At 49.0% G+C, this 22,585-nt stretch carries 5 protein-coding genes; 3 read left to right on the top strand and 2 right to left on the bottom strand.

The features are described 5' to 3' along the window. The first annotated feature begins 377 nt into the window (after positions 1-377). Positions 378-1,106 (top strand): orotidine-5'-phosphate decarboxylase, encoded by a 729-nt coding sequence (pyrF, locus tag SIB64_RS15310; RefSeq protein ID WP_413441043.1) that lies wholly within the window; start codon positions 378-380, stop codon positions 1,104-1,106. Positions 1,107-1,229: 123 nt separating this feature from the next. Here the strand turns inward: pyrF and SIB64_RS15305 are convergent, their stop codons facing one another. After that, positions 1,230-2,630, bottom strand: a complete 1,401-nt coding sequence (locus tag SIB64_RS15305) for an autotransporter outer membrane beta-barrel domain-containing protein (RefSeq protein WP_413441042.1) — start codon at positions 2,628-2,630, stop codon at positions 1,230-1,232. A gap of 284 nt (positions 2,631-2,914) precedes the next feature. Between SIB64_RS15305 and SIB64_RS15300 the strand changes: the two genes are divergently transcribed. After that, a complete protein-coding gene (locus SIB64_RS15300) occupies positions 2,915-16,912 on the top strand; it encodes a DUF4347 domain-containing protein (RefSeq protein WP_413441041.1) in 13,998 nt (4,665 codons plus the stop codon). 143 nt (positions 16,913-17,055) lie between these two features. Here the strand turns inward: SIB64_RS15300 and SIB64_RS15295 are convergent, their stop codons facing one another. After that, positions 17,056-17,286 (bottom strand): hypothetical protein, encoded by a 231-nt coding sequence (locus tag SIB64_RS15295; RefSeq protein ID WP_413443090.1) that lies wholly within the window; start codon positions 17,284-17,286, stop codon positions 17,056-17,058. On the opposite strand from SIB64_RS15295, the gene SIB64_RS15290 reads away from it, so the two are divergent. Continuing rightward, positions 17,230-22,581: a DUF4347 domain-containing protein gene (locus tag SIB64_RS15290; protein WP_413443059.1), complete on the top strand. Its 5,352-nt coding sequence runs from the start codon at positions 17,230-17,232 to the stop codon at positions 22,579-22,581. The two genes, SIB64_RS15295 and SIB64_RS15290, sit on opposite strands and share 57 nt — an antisense overlap. Positions 22,582-22,585 lie beyond the last annotated feature (4 nt).

The raw sequence follows: 22,585 nt of genomic DNA, 5'->3' as shown, positions 1-22,585 counted from the left end.
TCTGTCGCCATATCTGATCTGTCGCTGCAGCTGAGATTCACTGTCCTGCCATTCATGATCAGCCGGATCACCGCTTGAGAACGGCCACGCTGGCTCCGTAATGGCTCAGGCTCTGATTGCAACTCAGCTAGTTTGATCTGCTTTTGCAGAGCCTGAGCCATTAGCAATCGATCAAAGGGATCCCTGTGGTGCCAAGGCAAGTTCTGAACTGTCAGACAATGTTCGGCCTGTTCTCTAGGTCCGGGACCAGCACGGCCGGGAGGCATGGGCCTCAGCGTCCTGACGGTTCACTGTCATGGCTTCCTGCTTAGTCGAGCTGCCGGCTTCGTTATCTCGATGCTGGCGCGACAGGATGGAATCCTGATCACCTGCTTGCTGTGGCCCCGTTGCTTTCCGCTGATCCCGCCGAGCGGATCATCGTGGCCCTCGATGGCATGGCGCCAGACCAAGCCCTGAGTTTTGCCGCCCAGGTGGAAGGATTGCGCTGGGTGAAGGTGGGCCTGGAGCTGTTTGTGCAGGTGGGCCCTGATGTTGTGGCCCAGTTGCGTGAGAGGGGCCTGCGGGTATTCCTCGATCTCAAGTTTCACGACATCCCAGCAACCATGGCGGGGGCCTGCCGGCGGGCGGCGGCGCTGGGGGCGGAACTGATCACGGTGCATGCCTGTGCCGGCAGCAAAGCACTCAAGGTGGCCCAGGCCGCGGCGCTTGAGGGTGCTCAGCAGGCTGGACTGTTCGCGCCGACGCTGCTGGCAGTAACGGTGCTCACCAGCTGGGAGGAGCAGCGGCTGCAACGGGAACTCGCCATTACCCAAGGCATCGCCGAACGGGTGCCGGCGTTAGCGCAGCTGTCGTCGACCGCCGGCATCGGTGGCTGTGTCTGTTCACCGCTGGAGGCTGCGGCGCTGCGGGCGCAACACCCGGAGCCGTTTGCCTTGGTCACGCCTGGCATCCGACCAAAGGGTTCGGCGGTGGGTGATCAGGCCCGGGTGATGGGTCCGGCTGATGCCATCGCTGCCGGCGCTAGCCAGCTGGTGATCGGTCGGCCGATCCTCAAAGCAGCCGATCCCAGTGCCGCTTTTGCCACCTGCTGTGGGGAGCTCAGTTGATCCCCTCCTTTCAAACAGCGAGAATGGCAGTTTGTGCTGCAGGTGCAACATTGGATCGACCACCCTGGATTGCTCGCGCAGATCCAGCGGGTTGGCGTGGCCTTACTTTAAAAAGCGCTGAACTCAGAACTTGAAGTTCAACCCGCCGGACACTTGCCAGGAAGTGCTGCGGTCCCCTCCCCACACAACCGCTCCGGTGCGGGCATAGACGCCCATGGAGGTGTCTTTGAAGTTGTAGGTGGTGTAGTCGAGCCCCAGCTCGATCAAGGCGCCGTGGCTGGAGTCGCCATTGATGCTCCAGTTTTCGTTGCGATCGGCGTTGATGAAGCTCACCTTCTGGCTGTCGCCGCCTTGGCCCCAGTCGGCGACCCAGCCCACACGCACAAAGGGCATGAACAGGGAGCGTTGCCCATCCCTGATCGGATGGGCGAATTTCATCGAGAGCTCCGTATCCAAGCGGTCGAGCTCCATCTCGCTGTAGCGGAGCCGATCGGTGCGGTTGCCGTTGGATTCACTGAACTTGTCGAGGCTGGTGTTGGTGTAGCTGAACAGGATCTGGGGTTCGAGCAGCCAGTCGCCGGAATCAAAGGGAGCTCCGGCGCTGATCATCCCTGACCAGGAATTGCCGCTGCGATCGCCGCTGATGGTGTCGCCATTCTGTTTGCGGCGATGGTTTCCGGAGAAGCCCCCGGCGCTCACCATGCCGCGCAGATAGAAATTGCGCGTCCAATATTCGGCATAACCGCCCCCACCCCAGCCATCGCTGTCCCAGCTGCCGCGGCTGCTGTCATCGCCGTCAGACACGGCGTAGGTGCCGAACAGTCCAATGCGTGAGGTGTTGCCTAAGGGGATGTCGAAGCCGAGTTGGCCGCCGCCGCCGTCAAATGCTGCGGTGCGCCCCTTGGCCGCACCGAGATGGTTGCGGCCACCGAATCCCCGCACCCACACATTGACGGCGGGGTCGGTGGTGTCCTGGGCGTCGAGCACCGTGTTTGGGCTGATCACCTCCCGGTAGCGGGTGCCGTTGTAGGTGATGATCACCTCCGCTTCGCTGGCGTCAATCGAGGTGTTGCTGCCTTGCGCGAGGAAGTGGTTCTTGAGGGTTTGCTCGAGGTAGGCCTCGGCCTCTGAGTTGCCCAAAGCATCTGTCTTGAGCCAGAGGGGTTTGATCGGTTCGTTGATCGGCGCTGGGGTTGGTTCGGGTGCGGCGGCGGGCTCTGGTGTGGGCTCGAGGCTAATGTCGGGTTCCTGCTCAAAGCCGCGGTAGGGAGCCCGGGGCGGGAACAGGGTGCAGGGCCCAAAGCAGGGCGGCACGATCACCAGCCGGGTTGGATCGTCGAGCTCCTCGCTGCTGGAATTGTCTCCATCGTCATCGTCATCGTCATCGTCTTCCTCTGAATCGATCTCCGGCAGGCACACCTCGGCACCGAAGGGATCGGTGTCGCAGGATTGAGCGCGGGCGGATTGGGGCTCCAAGGCAAGCAGTGCCAGCACTGCAACCGCTATGGAGGGAAGCAGTTTCATCAGCCAGGGATTGATCCGCATCCGCACTGGAAATTTCCTTTCAGCTGGAGTTTGTTAGCTCTCCTTTTCAACCGCTACTGGGTTCTGCCGATTGTTCAATTGACCCCAACAAATCCAATTCTCTGTCCAGGTGTCAGCGCTGATCAATGACGTCCGATTTGGACCAAGACAACCAGCCAATCGCTGACTAAAGAGTTCAGCGCAATCGCCGAGATCCCCCATTTGGGGGAGTTGGAATTTGCTGAGAACTGGCTAAGAGAAGGAGATGTCTGCCAATCAGCAGCGTGATTCAGCTGGACTCTGCACCCGTGATCACCGCCACGGGTGAATTAAGAGGTCATCTCCTGATTGGTGATGGCAATTGCCGTCAGATCGCGCTCTTGCTGGAGGGGGCCAGACCAAGCCGTTCGGCACTAACTGGGGCACTCAAGCCTCTGGCTGCGATCACCGCGTTGTTGAGGCGCCGACGAGAACAGGGAGATTCGATTCGAATCCTGCACTTGATCGCCCACGGCCAGCCGGGTGCGTTTCGTTTCGGTGCTGACTGGATTGATGCCGAAGCTTTGAAGGCCCATGCCAAGGACCTAGCGACCTGGGGTGTGGAGACGATTGCCCTGTGGAGTTGCCATGTGGGAGCCGATACCGGCTTTGTGGCGTTGTTGGAAGAGCTCAGTGGTGCGCGGGTATTGGCCAGTGCCGATTGGTTGGGGCGCGATGGAGCCGACAAACGGCTGCAGCTGGGGGATTGGCAGCTGAGCGATCTGGTGGATCAGCAGGCTTGGCCTGAACAGTTCCGTTTGGATGATCTTGAAGAGGATCCGTCGGAACCATCGGAGCCTGAAGCAGAGATAGAACCTGAGATAGACGATCCGGCGCCAGAGGGCTCTGAGCAGGATGACTCCAAATCATTGGACGAGTTCATCGAGGGGCTGGAGCAACCCAGAGCGGAAGATGACGAAACCATTGATGTCGGGCGGGGTGCCGACGCGATCCATGCGGGCCTGGGCGATGACCGTGTCGATGCCGGCGCCGGTGACGATGCCGTGGATGGGGGTAAAGGCGATGACTCTTTGGATGGTGGTCGTGGAGACGACACCCTGATCGGTGGGTTCGGCGATGACACCTTCAAAGGGGGTGCTGGTGAAGACCTCTTTGATCTCACCCAGGGCAACGATGTTGTTAATGACTTCAATCCCGAAGAAGGGGATCGAATCGTGCTGCCCGATGGGCAGAGCTTTGATCTGGTGGAACGCGGCGATGATCTGCTGATCCGTTTGGAAGACGGCAGTACGCGTGTTTTGGAAGGGGTGAGTCGTGAGGAGCTGGATCGCTACCTCGATGATTTGCTGGCCCCTGCAGAACTGACCACAGCGGTTGTGCGTGAGATCAGCCTCACGGATGGAGACGACGAATTCGCTGCTGAGGGTGCGACTGACGCGCCCTTGCCTCAAGGATCATTGCCTGATGCCCCCCTGAAGGTGGATGCCCTCTCAGGCAACGATCAAGTGAGCGGTGGCGATGGCGATGACACCCTCGATGGCGGAGCTGGTAACGACACCTTGCGGGGTGGAGCGGGAGCCGACCGCTTACTAGGCCGTGGTGGCGATGATCTGCTGATCGGCGGCGATGGTGGAGACACCTATGTGCTTACTCGCGGCAACGACACGATCGAGGGCTTCAGCCTTGCCGATGATCGTGTGCTGGTGCGCAAAGGCCAGCTGTATTCCACAGAAGAAATTGACGATGAACGCGGCCAAGGCCTGCTGATCAAGCTGTTTGATGACGACGAGAATCCCCGTACAGATGATCCGAAGAGCAGCACCTTGCTTGTGGGGATTGGCAAGGGCCAGTTGCAATCCCACAACGTTCTGATTCGGGATGGGGATCTAGAAGTTCCCTATTTAGACGAAGGAGATATTCAGTCTGTTACCCGTGGTTCGAACCAAGGCGATGCCACCGTCAAAACAGCAAATGGTGAGGAAGACTCGGGCAAAGGCCGATTGGAGGGCACCAACAAACGTGATGTGATTGCTGGGCGTGGCGGTGATGACCAGCTCAGTGGTGGTGGTGGTGACGACATCCTCGAAGGAGGCGATGGCAGCGACACCTTGTTGGGTGGCCGCGGTGATGACTGGCTGAGTGGTGGTGGTGATGGCGATGTTTATATCTTGTCTCGAGGAAACGACACGATTAATGGCTTCAATGCCGACCGTGATCGCATTGCCATTCTTGAGGATCAGCAATACCGCGCTGAAGAAACGTCTGAGGGTTTACTGGTTCATCTGGTGGATCCCGATGATCAGAGAATTGAGCACACCACCTTGTTTTCCGGTGTGGTTAAGGCTGATCTGTCGATTGAAAACCTAATTCAAATCGATTCTACCGGGAAGCGTGTTTTTAATACTTTCGCTGTGGGCTCCCCAAATACACCCCCTTTTCCAGGTGATGGTAAAGCTTGGGAAGGATCCGAAGATTCTGACTTTTTTAATTATATTAAGAACAACTCTGGATTCAATAATGTCACTGTTAATGGCCTTTCTGGTGATGATGAGATTAATGTTGAATTGTCTGGGGGATCCGGTAATGGCGATGGACATATTGAGAACGCGGTCATTGATTCTGGTCCCAATGATGACCGAATATCGTTAACAAGAAAGAATAACCTTTACATCAAAAATTCCACAATTGATGGCGGTGATGGCGAAGATTATTTGTCTCTATCTTCTGATGAGATTCATGGCGTCGAGGCTGCAGCTGAGACTGTCACGGTTAATGCGGATGGCAATGGATTAATTACCGACACAAAGATTTGCGCAGAATCCATAAATATTAAGGCTGGTAATAACCTTGAAAAATCAAACTTCACAGCAGAACAGATTGAATTTTATGTAGATGGAAATAGCTTGATTGAGAATACTAAGATATTTGGTACAAATTCAGCGCTGAGTGGGAGTAAGATCAACTTAAAAGCTAACAATGGATTCATAGAATCGTCAATTTATGGGAGTAGTGGTGACGATGAAATTAATTTAAATAGCTTGCAAGATAATTTTAACAAGAGTTTGATTTACGGTGGTTTTGGAAATGATTCAATTTCAATTCAGGCTAGAGAGGTGGCATCAAATAGTGGCTTTGTGGTTGATGGTGGCCCTGGAAGTGACAAAATTGTCTTTAATAAAGATCAAGAATGGGCGGATAGTGATTTCTCCATTCAAATTTCTCCAGACGAAGGAAATGATCAAATCGTAATTAAAGACATAGTTGGTTCAAATGGCCCCTCATTCGTATTCCCTCGCGGTATATCCGAAGGGCAGATTAAAATTGATAATCCAAATGTTCAAATTTCAGGAGGAAAGATAAGGCTTAAAAAAGGCAATGGTGGAAGAATCGAATTCAATATGTCGGTCGATGGTCACAGCAGTTCAACCAACGTAATCGTTACAAAATGGGAAAAAGCTGAAGATTGGATGGGCAATGATCGATTAAAGGGTTTCCCAATAAAGACAGGTGGGCAATATGCTGACATTTCAGATCAAAGTACATGTCAATTTAAGGATGATGTAGTCATAGGTGAGGTTGAAAGCGTTTCAGCTATTGCTGTTTGTCGCGATGATGATCATAAGAAGAAGGCAACATTTATTTATAGTATTAAGCTAAGCCCTGGAACCAACAATCAAAACTATAGTTACTTATTTACTCCTACCAAAAATCAAGACTACGAAATTCTAAGTGCAAGTATAGATGGAGCTTCATCAGATGATATTTTGCGTAAGCAACGGCAAGGAATCATTGAAGTAGGGTCAGGAGTAGAAAAAATTGAATTAATAGTAGAAGTTAAGGCCTCAGATAGGTTATCACCAAAAGACTCATTGAAGCTTGAAGTTGAGGCGTTAGATGTGCAAGGTAGTGACCCAAAGAGTGCGACAGCAAGTTTGAAAGATTCGGAGATTGATGTTTGTGATCCCGAGTGCTCAGACGAAAATTTGATTATCAATGGTGACTTTGAACAAAGTTACATTAATAGCGATTGGAAACATGTTCGTAGTATTGAGGGCTGGAAAGTAAGTGATGAAGATGGTGAAATTTGGAGATCAGATTTTAAAGGAATTAAAGATAATTCTGGTGGCAATTATTACGCTGAACTTGATGCTAAACACAAAGATAATAACCCTCCTAATTCTATTTCACAGACCATCGAGACAGTTCCTGGAGAGCAATACACGTTAAGTTTTGATTTGCATCGTCGCCAGAAGAATGAGCCCGAGACTGTGATTGTAAGTGTAAATGATTTCGCAGTAAATTCTGATACTGCGAATCAATGGGAAACGCATACTTATAGTTTTATTGCAGACAAGGACAATACTGAAATTAAATTTACGGAACTTCAATCCGAAAATGATTCGTTGGGTGGACTAATCGACAATGTAGGTTTGGTGCGAGATTGTGAAGGAGAATTTGCTCCAAATATTATCGAAGCCACGCAAAAGGAAGATGGCGCTGAAATCAAAGCGAAGGATCCCAATGATATTAATATAGGCAAGAATGATTATCTCTCTTATACTGTTCGATTTGATGGTGCACTAGAACAGATTCAAACACTACCATTTGAATTTTTGTTTGGAGAACCGAAGTCAAAGGCAGATGAAGAAGATGTTGTGTTGAAAGACATGACTTTTCGAGAAAATGGTAAAATAAAAGATGGAATTGTACTGCATGAAAATACTCTTACACTCCCACGTGGGATTCAAGAATTTGAGGTTCGCCTCCCCGTTTTTGATGATGATCTCATTGAAGGGCAGGAAGATCTTGTCTTAGAAATTGGCGACAAAGAAATAAAGGCAGTGATTTACGATAATGATTTTGACGAGCTTACTGTCGATTCCTCTGAATACGAATGCGAAGATGACTATTTAAATTATCGTATTCTCACAAAGTCTAAGGATTCTGAAGCGAGTGTTTTGTTGGAATTAAAAGGAGAGAGCTTATCGCAAGATAACCAAAGGGGTTCGGTAGATTCTGTTAATTACTTTACTTCTTTCCTGGAAATCAATGAAGTTTCTTCAGTTAATGAATGGCAATACTATCAACCTGGTACCGCAGTTTCTGCTGAGAAAAATGGCTCTCTTGAAGCTCGCGTCAATGTTCAAGATCTTGAAGAGGCTGGGCTTATTCAGCCTTCAGATCTTACTCTTCGAGCTCAAGAGATTATTTTTGAAGAGCCTGAAATTCCAATTATTGATGTTAACTATCGGAAATTGAAAATTCAGAATGCAAGAAAAGGAAATAATCGCATGAAAGACCCAGCAGTAACAATGAAAATAAAGGATGTTGGTAATACCGGAGTCTACTTTTATGATAAATTATTAGAGCATGAGGGCGGCACTGTTGGTGCAAAAGTAACATGGCAAGCATCTGCAGGAGTTAAAGAGCTTCGATTTGATGATTGGAGTGCTAATAAAGGAGCAGAGGAAAGATTCCAGCCTATTATTACGTCCAAGGATAATGATCAAGCAGGCGGCACTGTAGATTTTTCTTGGGAGTTCTTTTATGTCGGTGACAATAATCTAGTTGATGATAGTGATCAAGAAGTAGCGCTTGGTCGATTTTGGATGAATCCTATCGATCTTGATGGCGAAGAGAAAAAGTGGGAATTTTTTGATGTGTTCTTGCAAGAAAGCGTCAATGAATTGACGCTTTCAGATCCAACCAATTTGGACGTCTCTAAGCGAAATAATCTAACCCCGAAAAATTTAAAGGATGGGTGGACGAGAATTAACGGCGCAAAAAAAGGATGTAATTTGCTTTGCGATGATAATCCTAAAAAGCAGGAATATGCCGCCGCAATTAATTATTTTCAACCAAAATCTTCGCTTGAATTCGCTTATGGAGTACATGGTAAAAAATTTGGAAACGGTACTGGAAGTCGTTTATTTTCAGTCTCTCTTGGTGATGCCATTATTACGGAGGGGCTTGAGCCGCCTGAGCTTGTTCCCCTCGAAGATGAGGCGACAATTAAGGTTGATTGCCTCGAAGATTTGCAAGCTGAGCTTCTTGATTTGGAAGGTTCGGTCAAATGTGAATCCAGTCGTCAGGCCATCTTCTCGTATATTGTCAATGTCGAGAAGTTAGATGTAGAATCCTTCTTGGAGTACAAATTCAATTTTAAGCCTGAAATAAATGATGATTACGTATTTGTTTATTCTACAAAAGGAGATGATGCAAGTTTTGTTGAAGAAGATCCAGTTGCTGATCAGTTAGGCCTTATTAAAATTGAACCTGGTGTTGAAGAGTTTGAAATATTGGTCGAAGTAAAGTCTCAGGCCTCCAGTTTTACTGGTGATGAGCAGCTTTCCCTGAAGCTTGGAGGAGCACTACTGGGCGAGGGTGATGTCTTGGGTGATAACTTTAAAGAAAGTGTTGTTAACCTTAATGAGTTTGGCAGCTCTTATTTTTATGGAATCGACGACACGAATACGATCTGGGAAGTCAATCCTTTACGTGAAACCATTGTTGATGTTAATAAGACTGGGCTAATTGGAAATCGGGGTGCAAATGGAATCGCCTATGACCCTAATTATGAGCAGCTTTTCTTTTTTCATGGGGACGAAGTAGAGGCAGATGATTATAAACTTTATTACTGGTCTGATCGCACAAAGACTGGCCCTGATTCATTGAGTGTTGTTGAGGTCGAGGGTGCTGATGGCTTGGATGGTTCGAAGGCATATGGATCAAGTAAATCACCTGCAAATGCAGCTTATTATGATGGTTCGATTTGGTATTTTGGTAGAGGCGATGGTACTAATAAAGTCCTCTATCAGCTCAAACTAAGCCGCTTGAATGGTGGTCATCAGCTCGCTAAATCTGAACTTATATCTCACGATGTAGTTAAAGATTATGGCTATGAAAAGGGAGGCTATGGAGATATAGCTGTCGATTTAAAATCTGGTATTTTGTATGGTAGTTATGACAGGGGTAAGTTTTACCGCCTTGATTTAAGATCAATTCTTGATAAGAAAGGTACTTCCAGTGATGGGCAAAATGCCTATAGAACATTAGGGCAATCATCTATCCAAATAGGTGCCGGGGAAAAAATAACACCAAATCTTCAGTTGTCATTTGATTCCGACAGTGAGCGTTTATTTGGCCAGACCCATGGCAATCAATCTGTTGATCGTTTTAATACAGCCTTTCGTTTTTACGAATTTACCAAACAATATGGTGAATTTAATGGTGAAATTAAAGAGGTTGGGTTTCAGCCTAAGCCAGTAGATTCCAAGTGGACGGGCTTTCGTGATTTTGGTGGTTCGACATCAATACCTTTGACTCCTGAATGCACTGTGCCGGAGATTCCTGGTTTTGTAGAAAATGTTGAGGCCGTTGGCCTTTGTACGGACAACAACCAAGCCAATCAAGCGGAATTTACTTTTACAGTTAGGGTTTCGGGTTCGAAAAATGTTGATCAAGAATACTTCTACAAATTCATTGTTAATGGAGTTGATGGCGATAAGTATGTGTTAAAGGGGTTGATTGTCAATGGCGAGAAGCGTGAAGAATTTGATTCTATAAAATTGGATGGTAGTTTTAAAATTTCCTCGATAGATTATCCTAATGGTGGGGAAATTGTTATTGAAGTAATTATTGAGAAGGCGTCTGGCCAATTCAAGGATGAAAGTATTGCAATTCAAGTTGATAATAAGGAGTTGGCTCCTGATGGTTTGCATCCTCAGGCCATGGCAAATGTTGAGGACTTCGCTAATTGTGTGATTGCTGGATTGGTTGAGGATGTGAAAGCGACGGGAGTGTGTGTGGAGGATGGGAAAGCAAAGACTGCGGAATTTACGTTTGATGTTGCATTGAGTGGAGCGTATAACCAATCACAGACGTATTACTTTGCGTTTAGTGGAGAGGGTATAGCGAAGGAAGAAGTGAAGGGACTGACGGTAACGGCTGGTGAGTATGTAGGTGAAGTGGCTGTGGATGAGGATGGCAAAGGTGAGTTCACAATTCCGCAAGGGAACCTACCGGAGGGAGGAAAATTCAGTGTTGTTGCGTTTGTGGAGTCGCAGGACAAGTTAAAGGGAGATGAAGCGATCACGCTGACGATTGATAACGAAGAGTTGTCGAGTAAGACGCTGCATCCGAATGACACAGCACAGATCGATAACTTTGTCGATTGTGTGATTGCTGGATTGGTTGAGGATGTGAAAGCGACGGGAGTGTGTGTGGAGGATGGGAAAGCAAAGACTGCGGAATTTACGTTTGATGTTGCATTGAGTGGAGCGTATAACCAATCACAGACGTATTACTTTGCGTTTAGTGGAGAGGGTATAGCGAAGGAAGAAGTGAAGGGACTGACGGTAACGGCTGGTGAGTATGTAGGTGAAGTGGCTGTGGATGAGGATGGCAAAGGTGAGTTCACAATTCCGCAAGGGAACCTACCGGAGGGAGGAAAATTCAGTGTTGTTGCGTTTGTGGAGTCGCAGGACAAGTTAAAGGGAGATGAAGCGATCACGCTGACGATTGATAACGAAGAGTTGTCGAGTAAGACGCTGCATCCGAATGACACAGCACAGATCGATAACTTTGTCGATTGTGTGATTGCTGGATTGGTTGAGGATGTGAAAGCGACGGGAGTGTGTGTGGAGGATGGGAAAGCAAAGACTGCGGAATTTACGTTTGATGTTGCATTGAGTGGAGCGTATAACCAATCACAGACGTATTACTTTGCGTTTAGTGGAGAGGGTATAGCGAAGGAAGAAGTGAAGGGACTGACGGTAACGGCTGGTGAGTATGTAGGTGAAGTGGCTGTGGATGAGGATGGCAAAGGTGAGTTCACAATTCCGCAAGGGAACCTACCGGAGGGAGGAAAATTCAGTGTTGTTGCGTTTGTGGAGTCGCAGGACAAGTTAAAGGGAGATGAAGCGATCACGCTGACGATTGATAACGAAGAGTTGTCGAGTAAGACGCTGCATCCGAATGACACAGCACAGATCGATAACTTTGTCGATTGTGTGATTGCTGGATTGGTTGAGGATGTGAAAGCGACGGGAGTGTGTGTGGAGGATGGGAAAGCAAAGACTGCGGAATTTACGTTTGATGTTGCATTGAGTGGAGCGTATAACCAATCACAGACGTATTACTTTGCGTTTAGTGGAGAGGGTATAGCGAAGGAAGAAGTGAAGGGACTGACGGTAACGGCTGGTGAGTATGTAGGTGAAGTGGCTGTGGATGAGGATGGCAAAGGTGAGTTCACAATTCCGCAAGGGAACCTACCGGAGGGAGGAAAATTCAGTGTTGTTGCGTTTGTGGAGTCGCAGGACAAGTTAAAGGGAGATGAAGCGATCACGCTGACGATTGATAACGAAGAGTTGTCGAGTAAGACGCTGCATCCGAATGACACAGCACAGATCGATAACTTTGTCGATTGTGTGATTGCTGGATTGGTTGAGGATGTGAAAGCGACGGGAGTGTGTGTGGAGGATGGGAAAGCAAAGACTGCGGAATTTACGTTTGATGTTGCATTGAGTGGAGCGTATAACCAATCACAGACGTATTACTTTGCGTTTAGTGGAGAGGGTATAGCGAAGGAAGAAGTGAAGGGACTGACGGTAACGGCTGGTGAGTATGTAGGTGAAGTGGCTGTGGATGAGGATGGCAAAGGTGAGTTCACAATTCCGCAAGGGAACCTACCGGAGGGAGGAAAATTCAGTGTTGTTGCGTTTGTGGAGTCGCAGGACAAGTTAAAGGGAGATGAAGCGATCACGCTGACGATTGATAACGAAGAGTTGTCGAGTAAGACGCTGCATCCGAATGACACAGCACAGATCGATAACTTTGTCGATTGTGTGATTGCTGGATTGGTTGAGGATGTGAAAGCGACGGGAGTGTGTGTGGAGGATGGGAAAGCAAAGACTGCGGAATTTACGTTTGATGTTGCATTGAGTGGAGCGTATAACCAATCACAGACGTATTACTTTGCGTTTAGTGGAGAGGGTATAGCGAAGGAAGAAGTGAAGGGACTGACGGTAACGGCTGGTGAGTATGTAGGTGAAGTGGCTGTGGATGAGGATGGCAAAGGTGAGTTCACAATTCCGCAAGGGAACCTACCGGAGGGAGGAAAATTCAGTGTTGTTGCGTTTGTGGAGTCGCAGGACAAGTTAAAGGGAGATGAAGCGATCACGCTGACGATTGATAACGAAGAGTTGTCGAGTAAGACGCTGCATCCGAATGACACAGCACAGATCGATAACTTTGTCGATTGTGTGATTGCTGGATTGGTTGAGGATGTGAAAGCGACGGGAGTGTGTGTGGAGGATGGGAAAGCAAAGACTGCGGAATTTACGTTTGATGTTGCATTGAGTGGAGCGTATAACCAATCACAGACGTATTACTTTGCGTTTAGTGGAGAGGGTATAGCGAAGGAAGAAGTGAAGGGACTGACGGTAACGGCTGGTGAGTATGTAGGTGAAGTGGCTGTGGATGAGGATGGCAAAGGTGAGTTCACAATTCCGCAAGGGAACCTACCGGAGGGAGGAAAATTCAGTGTTGTTGCGTTTGTGGAGTCGCAGGACAAGTTAAAGGGAGATGAAGCGATCACGCTGACGATTGATAACGAAGAGTTGTCGAGTAAGACGCTGCATCCGAATGACACAGCACAGATCGATAACTTTGTCGATTGTGTGATTGCTGGATTGGTTGAGGATGTGAAAGCGACGGGAGTGTGTGTGGAGGATGGGAAAGCAAAGACTGCGGAATTTACGTTTGATGTTGCATTGAGTGGAGCGTATAACCAATCACAGACGTATTACTTTGCGTTTAGTGGAGAGGGTATAGCGAAGGAAGAAGTGAAGGGACTGACGGTAACGGCTGGTGAGTATGTAGGTGAAGTGGCTGTGGATGAGGATGGCAAAGGTGAGTTCACAATTCCGCAAGGGAACCTACCGGAGGGAGGAAAATTCAGTGTTGTTGCGTTTGTGGAGTCGCAGGACAAGTTAAAGGGAGATGAAGCGATCACGCTGACGATTGATAACGAAGAGTTGTCGAGTAAGACGCTGCATCCGAATGACACAGCACAGATCGATAACTTTGTCGATTGTGTGATTGCTGGATTGGTTGAGGATGTGAAAGCGACGGGAGTGTGTGTGGAGGATGGGAAAGCAAAGACTGCGGAATTTACGTTTGATGTTGCATTGAGTGGAGCGTATAACCAATCACAGACGTATTACTTTGCGTTTAGTGGAGAGGGTATAGCGAAGGAAGAAGTGAAGGGACTGACGGTAACGGCTGGTGAGTATGTAGGTGAAGTGGCTGTGGATGAGGATGGCAAAGGTGAGTTCACAATTCCGCAAGGGAACCTACCGGAGGGAGGAAAATTCAGTGTTGTTGCGTTTGTGGAGTCGCAGGACAAGTTAAAGGGAGATGAAGCGATCACGCTGACGATTGATAACGAAGAGTTGTCGAGTAAGACGCTGCATCCGAATGACACAGCACAGATCGATAACTTTGTCGATTGTGTGATTGCTGGATTGGTTGAGGATGTGAAAGCGACGGGAGTGTGTGTGGAGGATGGGAAAGCAAAGACTGCGGAATTTACGTTTGATGTTGCATTGAGTGGAGCGTATAACCAATCACAGACGTATTACTTTGCGTTTAGTGGAGAGGGTATAGCGAAGGAAGAAGTGAAGGGACTGACGGTAACGGCTGGTGAGTATGTAGGTGAAGTGGCTGTGGATGAGGATGGCAAAGGTGAGTTCACAATTCCGCAAGGGAACCTACCGGAGGGAGGAAAATTCAGTGTTGTTGCGTTTGTGGAGTCGCAGGACAAGTTAAAGGGAGATGAAGCGATCACGCTGACGATTGATAACGAAGAGTTGTCGAGTAAGACGCTGCATCCGAATGACACAGCACAGATCGATAACTTTGTCGATTGTGTGATTGCTGGATTGGTTGAGGATGTGAAAGCGACGGGAGTGTGTGTGGAGGATGGGAAAGCAAAGACTGCGGAATTTACGTTTGATGTTGCATTGAGTGGAGCGTATAACCAATCACAGACGTATTACTTTGCGTTTAGTGGAGAGGGTATAGCGAAGGAAGAAGTGAAGGGACTGACGGTAACGGCTGGTGAGTATGTAGGTGAAGTGGCTGTGGATGAGGATGGCAAAGGTGAGTTCACAATTCCGCAAGGGAACCTACCGGAGGGAGGAAAATTCAGTGTTGTTGCGTTTGTGGAGTCGCAGGACAAGTTAAAGGGAGATGAAGCGATCACGCTGACGATTGATAACGAAGAGTTGTCGAGTAAGACGCTGCATCCGAATGACACAGCACAGATCGATAACTTTGTCGATTGCGCCCCCGAGAACCCCGAAAACACAGAACCACCAGAGATTCCCGTTGATTGTCCGGATGTGATGGAGGTGACGGGTCTTGGTGCTTGTGATGATGAGACGAAGAATGGCAAGAAGGCAACGTTCACGTTTGATGTGGATGTTGATGAATGCGATCAGACGCGGCTGTATGGATATGACTTTTCAAGCAATAAGGTGCTGAAGGGATATTTGATTGAAGGGATTGAGATCTTGGGTTCACCAGGCGTTGAGGTTTTAACGCCTGGTGAGAAATCTGGGCAGTTTGAAGTGAGTGAGGGAGTTGTCAGTTTTGCCGTGGAGGTGGAGGTTAAAGCGAAAGATGTTTTAGAGGGAGATGAAGCGCTGCGGCTGGAGCTTGTAAATGCAGCAACAGGCAGCAGTGACCAAGCAATGGCGAGCCTTGCCGAATTGGATTGTGATCCTGAGATTCCAGATAGTCCAGATCCTGAGCCCCCCTCAATCACGATTGATGCCCAGGCCAGCTGCGAATTGGATGGCACTTTGAGCGATAAGGATGCCGAGTTCAGCTTCTCCGTTGCAGTGGATGCTGCCGGGAACGACCCCCAGATTCTGGATTACAAGCTTGCGGCTAAGGGTGTTTCTTCTGGTGGTTACGACGTCAATTCTGTTGTTCTGGATCCAGCCAAGGGAGTGACTCTTCTGGAGGGTGGTGAGGCCGGCTCCATCCGTGTTGCTCCGGGTGTGGATCAGTTCACATTCACCACGAACGTGACTGCGAACGATGGGCTCAGTGGTTATGAGGCTCTACGTCTCCGGATCGAACAAAACGGTGAGCGCTTGTCCCAGGCCACCGCGAGCCTTGACGATTTCGACTGTTCTCAAACGGATGAGCCAGTGCCGCTCAGTGATGTTGTCTTGTATCTGGTGCTGGATAACTCAACATCCATGCTTCAGCCCGATCCCTCCACCAATCGTGCTTCGGTTTCAACTCGTCTGGAGGCCCAGGATCGTGTGGCGTTGTATTCCTATCAGCAGTCGCTTCAAAAAGCTGGCTATGGCTTCAGCCGGATCGGTGAAGATGAGGTTTTGTCCACCCAGCAATTCCGGGATGCGGTAATTAATAACTCATCACAGAGTTTGGCATCAGTTTTGGATGATTTTGAAGTTGTTGTGAAAGATGAACAATTTGGTGCACGTGATGTGACGGTGCATCTGATCAACTACGGCTATGTGGTTGAGCACACAAAATCGTCGTTCACTGCCAAGCAGTCCACAAAAGCAACTTCCATTGCACAACGGATCCTCGATGTGCAAACCCCTGATCAGATTTACGGCAATTCAATCAAGGGCAATCGCCTTTGGAACAAGCGAAATCTTCTCGATCCCACCGAGAAGGATTTGTTCCAGGGTGATGATCGCCCCAGCTCCAACCTTTATGCCGGTACTGAGATGTTGGCTGCACTGACGGGCCTCGAACATCTTTTGACCCAACAGGCCGATGACAACAATCGTGGCCGTTACACGTACATCACGATGATGACGGATGGACGACCGGAGCGCCGCTCCTGGTGGGACACCCGCAGGGGGGCAGGATCTGATTCAGTGACAGGCCAGTCGGTGCCCTTGCCTCAGTCTCTTGGCGGTGATCCGATCACCAGCTCTGGATTGATTTACGACGCATCGGGGCAGCCCACCTTCTTGAACGACAACAGCGGCGATAAACCGTGGAAAATCATGCAACGCCGTTTGAACGCAGCGCTAGATCAGATCGATCGCCAGTCCGCCAGTCGTTTGGATGGCGTGGAGGTGGAGGTGGTGGCCACGGGTGACGGCACTGATGCCGACTTCCCAACCATCTACGACAACCTGTTCCGTGATCAAACCTTCAATCCAGAGAATGGTGGTTGGAGTTACAGCCTTCAAACCAGTTATGGATTGCCCGAGTTCTCTGGTTGAGCCAGCTGCAGTTGATGACCATCAGTTCATGATTGCCTTCTCTTGATGGAAGGGATCGCCAATTCAGTGAGGCGATTGCTTTGGTTCGGTCGAGGGCATTACGGGATTGGATGTCGCAATCGCTGTCCATCATTACGTTGTTGTCAAGGTTTTGATTCGTCTGGGTGATGACGTCCGTCGCTCTCGATTGCACATGCGATGCCCTGGTGCTCGGTGATGCCAGTTGTGGAGGGATCAGACAACTTCTCGATGCCTCCCACCTCCCTGCAGCAAAGCTGACTCCAGCCCTTAGCCCGCTTGAGGCGATCAGTGAGGCGTTGCAGCAGCAGCGAGCCAAGGGCCAAGCCGTGCGGCGTTTGCACCTCATCGCCCACGGTGATCCTGGCGTGGTGTGGGTGGGGGATCAGGCCATCGATCGCGCTGCTCTGCTGGCCTATGCCGAGGCACTGGCCAGCTGGGGTTTGGAGCAGATCGCCCTATGGAGTTGCCATGTGGGTGCCGATGTGGATTTCATTGCCTTGCTGGAAGAGCTGACCGGTGCGTCGGTGTTGTGTAGCCAGGGATCGATTGGTGCATCTGCTGGCCAGGACCAAAGGATTGTTCAACAACGAAGCGGCACTCCCATCTCAGAGTGCAAGGGGGTCTCGATCACTGAGTTGTTTGATGGATGGCCACCACTGTTTGATTTGGGACGTAGTCCAAAACGAGGCAAGAGGAATAAACAATCAGACGTTCCATTTGGTGAGGGAGATACCTTTTTTGGTGTTGATGATGAGAACGATGTATGGCAGGTGAATCCCACATTTGAAAACGAAGATCCGGAATTTATCGCTCCTTTTATCAAGGTCTTAAGGCTCAACGACCCACTGATTGGTGGCACGAAGCTTTCCAAGACATACTCAAATGGGGTTGCATTTGACCAGGACAGTGATTTTTTATATTTCTTCTACAAAACACCTCACTCCACAGCGACTGAAAATGGAATTCGTTCGATAAAAGGGAGTAGTGAGCCATTAAAAGAACCAGATTGTATGGGGAATGCGGGGGGTAATCAGTGCGATTTTAATGTCGTCTGGTGGGACTTTGGCAGTTATCTTGCTGATCCAGACTCTGCTCCACGCTGGAATTGGCTGCGTTGGCCTGATTCAGGATCGAAAGGTTTTGGGCGAGTTGCTGGGAATACTTATAGCCCTGAGAATGCTGCATTTTATGGAGATTCGCTCTGGTATTTTGCTGATGGTAGGACCTCTCTATACAAGCTAAAGATTGGTACAGATGGGCAGGCGCCCGTAGCGAAAGAGCTCGTTGAATTTAAACTAAATATTCCTTATTCTAAAACTTCTCTTAGGTATGGGGATATAGCAATTAAGCAAGGTGAGCAAGGGCCCATGCTCTACGGCTCTCAAAAGAAAGGTAATAGCAGCAACAATCAAACCGTATTTGCCGGAATCTTTTTTGCCCTTGATTTGGAGATTTTATTGACATTGCTTTCGCAGAATGAAAATCTTCCAGATCAGGGCGAACCAGGTATTGACTCGTCTGTGATTGTTGTCAATGAAAAAAATCTCGAGTCTTTGGGCCTTGCTGATCCTTATCAAGAACTCGCAGATAATCTTGTCGTGAAACCGATGCCGCAAAGCGACACTGAAGATAAGAAAAAAGGATTGCAGCTGGCCTTCAATCAAGACGCCAGCAAACTGTGGGCACAAACTTATGATTCCAATCAGGGGGATGAGGGGTATGCCGGTGTTTACTATTTGATTGAAAATTTTGCAGATTCAGCGCTTGAGGCATCGGAGCCTCTTTACCAGGCTCCGCAGTGGGATCCCGACGCAAGTGCAAACAATATTGATCATGGTTTCAGGGACCTAGGCGGGTCTACGTCCAAGCAGGCAGAAGCAATTCCACCCGACTTTACTGTTTCAGGAACAAAGCACTGTGAAGAGGAAGAGAATTGGAACGGCAAAACAGCTGAATTTGAGTTTGATGTAACTCTCGATGATTTGGCGATATGGAATCAGGTTTTTGTTGGTAATAAAACTGATGATGTCATTTCTTATGGGCCGTTTATCGCCAGTTTCGATGTTGATAGTGGCTTGGCAAGTGAAGGGGCAGTTTACGAGGTTGAATCCATTCGAATTCCAGATCCAGATCAACCGAGTCAACCCATTGATAATTTATCTGTCGAAAACGGGCAAGTTGAATTTGAGGTTAGCTCCTCGCTGGTCTCGCCTCAAGGTACAAATGGAGAAGAGGATGGTTTGTTTTCGGTTGTAGCTAAATTACAGGCTTCTCAAGATGCGAATTTAAATGGTGATGAAGAAGTTGAGATGAAGTTGCTGCTCACTGAGACGGGTAATCCCCAATTTGCTACATCTACATTCAATTCACCTGGAGACTGTTTTCCGGGATCGATTACTGAGATTAAAACTTCAGCTGAATGCATTGAGGTTGATTTTGGGGCTGACCAGGAGGCTGCGCAATTTTCATTTGATATCACGCGACAGACAAGTGATGACGAACAATCCTATGCCTATAAGTTCAGTGCAGACGGAATGAATGGAGGTGCCTATGAAATCAAGGACACGACGATTGACGCGTACGACGATACAAATAATCTTGTTGAAGATGGCGTCACTTTTGCCAGCCAATCGGGTGACGACAGCGAAGGCTTTTTGAATGTCAAAGGCGACGTGCAGAGCTTTGATGTTGAGATTTCAATGTTGGGTGACAACTTTGTGGGTGAAGAACAGCTGACGTTGTCACTGACCAATGTCTACACCAACAGCAATGGCATAGACCAGATCATTCCAGCAACGGAAGTCACGGGAGAGGCCGATCTTCAAGGCACCGATTGTGTGATCAATCCCGTTCCCCCCACACCAACACCAACGCCAGAACCCACTCCAACTCCAACTCCAACTCCAACACCTCAGCCGTCGGCGGGTGAGGTTGAAAGCGTCAATGGAACATCGGCCTGTGACATTGATGCCACACGCAGCGAGAAGGATGCAGTGTTCCAATTTGACATCCGCTTCAACCCAGTTGGAACATCCGATCAGGTGTATGGATATGAATTCAGCGCTCTCGGCGATTTGGCTGAGAGTGGTTATCGCATTCAAGACATCGTCTTCCCAGATGACCTGGTGGTTTCACCCTCAGGCAAGGGATCCGGGGATCTTCTCGTGCCGGCGGGAATGAAGCAATTTGAGGTTGATCTTTATCTGAAATCCAAACAGTTGCTCACTGGCAATGAAGGCATCGAACTAACCATTAGCAATAACGCCAGTGAAGCGGCAGGTGATGCCACTTTGCATGAGGACGACTGCGCTCCCAGCGAGGGATCGGTGCAGGCCGTGACTGGTATCGCCGCTTGCGAACGGGAAGGTTTCACGAATCAACACCGCGCCACGTTCAGCTTTGAGGTGATGGTTGACCCTGGTGATCTTGAGCAGATCTACGACTACATCTTTAAAGCTTCTGGTTTTGACGCTGGTTCTGCAGAAGAACAGGTTGAAATCACGGCGATCGACACGAGCATCACGGATGGGGTGAAGGTGCTGACGCCTGGCCTGTCAGAGGGGCAATTGCAGGTCGATGCGGGTGTCGAGGCATTCACCATTGAGGTGTCGGTGTCGTCAAGCGGAACCGTGACCGGTGACGAAACCCTTGAACTTGAGATTGAGAACAATATCTCATCCGCATCCGGTGTGGCCAATCTCTCGGCCTTGGAGTGTGAATCCGGATCCACACTCCAGGATCTTGATGGTGTTGGTTATTGCCTGACCCAGGACGGATCAACCACGAATTTGAAATTCTTCTACAAGGCGTCGTTTGATCCCGGCCCGGCAACTCTGTACGGCTACGAACTGGGAATTGAAAATTTGTCGTTGAATGCTGATTATCTGATTAAGTCTTTGCAGTTCACGGATCTCGATGGTGGAGACGTCGATGTTGTCCTCCAAACAGACTCCAACGCCGTTGGCTCTTTTCTTGTTGGAGAAGATGTTGATGATGTGATCGTGTCGATTGATGCGATTGCTGAGGGAGAGATCACGGCTCAGGAAGCGCTGACTCTCACCATTGGTGATCCGCAACAGGGTGGTGGAGTGCAGGATGGAACAGGCAAGAGTGCTGAGATTGGCTCAGATCTGGATCTTGGTGACGCCTGCTCAGAGGATCCAACTGGTCCGCAGGTGGTTTCGATTGAAGCTGCGGTGGATTGTGATCCTATTGATGAGGAGAATGCTCTGGTTGCACGATTCATCTATGACGTTGGCTTGATTCCAGATCATACGGGCGCCAAGGTTTATCAGTATGCATTTATTCCAGCGGGTTTTCAAGGCAATCCAGATGCTTACGACGTATCCGTTGTTCCTTCGGATCTTTATGTATCTGATGATCTTGCAGCCGGTGAGCTGCAGGGAACCCTTGAAGTGGCTGAAGGGGTGAGTGATTTAACACTGGAGATTGAGATCCAAACCGGTGAAAATCGTGTGGAGTCTGAATCACTAACCTTCAGCCTGTCCGACGCAGATTCCAGTGCGGAAGCCACGGCTTCGCTTCAAACCAGCGATTGCATTGAGCAGGCTCCGGATTCGCATCTTTATCTGTTAATGAACAACTCAACATCAATGTTGTCTCCGGATCCAACCACGCAGCAATCATCGATACCGAACAGTCTGGAGGCTCAGAATCGAATTGCTTTCGCTTCATTTGAGCGGGCAGCGGCGGAAGCTGGTTATGGATTCCGCAATGTGAACGATGATTCGTTTGAGAGTTTTGGTGAAGGGTCCAGGGAAGCGATTCTCAACAACTCAACAAAATCCTTGGCGAAAACGCTTCAGGATTATGAATTGGTTGATGATCCTAATGATGGGATGAGGGCCGGTGCGTTGGTGGTGCACATGATCACCTATGGATACATTGTTGACTACCGAAGGGAAAACATCGTTACCAGTGGATATGGTGCTGGTGGCTCTCTGGGTTTGAACCTGGCCCAGAGGATTCTGCTCACCTCCACGCCCAATGAGCTGTTTGGAAACAGCATCAATGAGAATCCGAAGTGGTTTGCCTATGGTTTGCCGGATCCAACGGAACGTGATTATTTCCCCCGTAATTGGGAGGAGTTGGGTGTTAATGCCTCGAATCTGTACTCCGGAACAGAGATGTTGGGGGCGTTCAAGGGATTAACGCACCTGCTTCAGGAAGAGCGTCAGGAGGGTGATCTTCAATCCGATGAATCAATTTTCATCACGATGGCAACGGACGGCCGCCCCGAGCGGCGGCCCTGGTGGGATCGCCGTGCAAAAAAGGATGAGGGTTTGGCGATTCCGCTTCCTGCGGAGCTGGGCGGCGATGAGATCACCGCGGCGGGCCTTCTTTATAACAACGATGGAGGGTGGCAATACAACCGCGATAACGACGGTTCAAAGCAGTGGCCCAAGATGAGAAAAAAATTGAATCGACAAATCAATCGAATTGCGAAAACGTTCGATCGGCCCAGTGAACAAATCATTGTGGATGTGGTTGGGCTTGGCGAGGATTCTAATGTTGATTTTCCCGCCATTTATGACAACCTTTTCAACGAGCAAACGTTTGATGACAGTGATTCAACATGGACTTACAACGTGATGAATCATCAGAACTTGCCTGATTTTCTGGATTAACGGT

Source organism: Synechococcus sp. MIT S1220 (assembly GCF_047303025.1).
Taxonomy (GTDB): domain Bacteria; phylum Cyanobacteriota; class Cyanobacteriia; order PCC-6307; family Cyanobiaceae; genus Parasynechococcus.
This window is presented reverse-complemented; position numbering and strand designations above follow the sequence as displayed.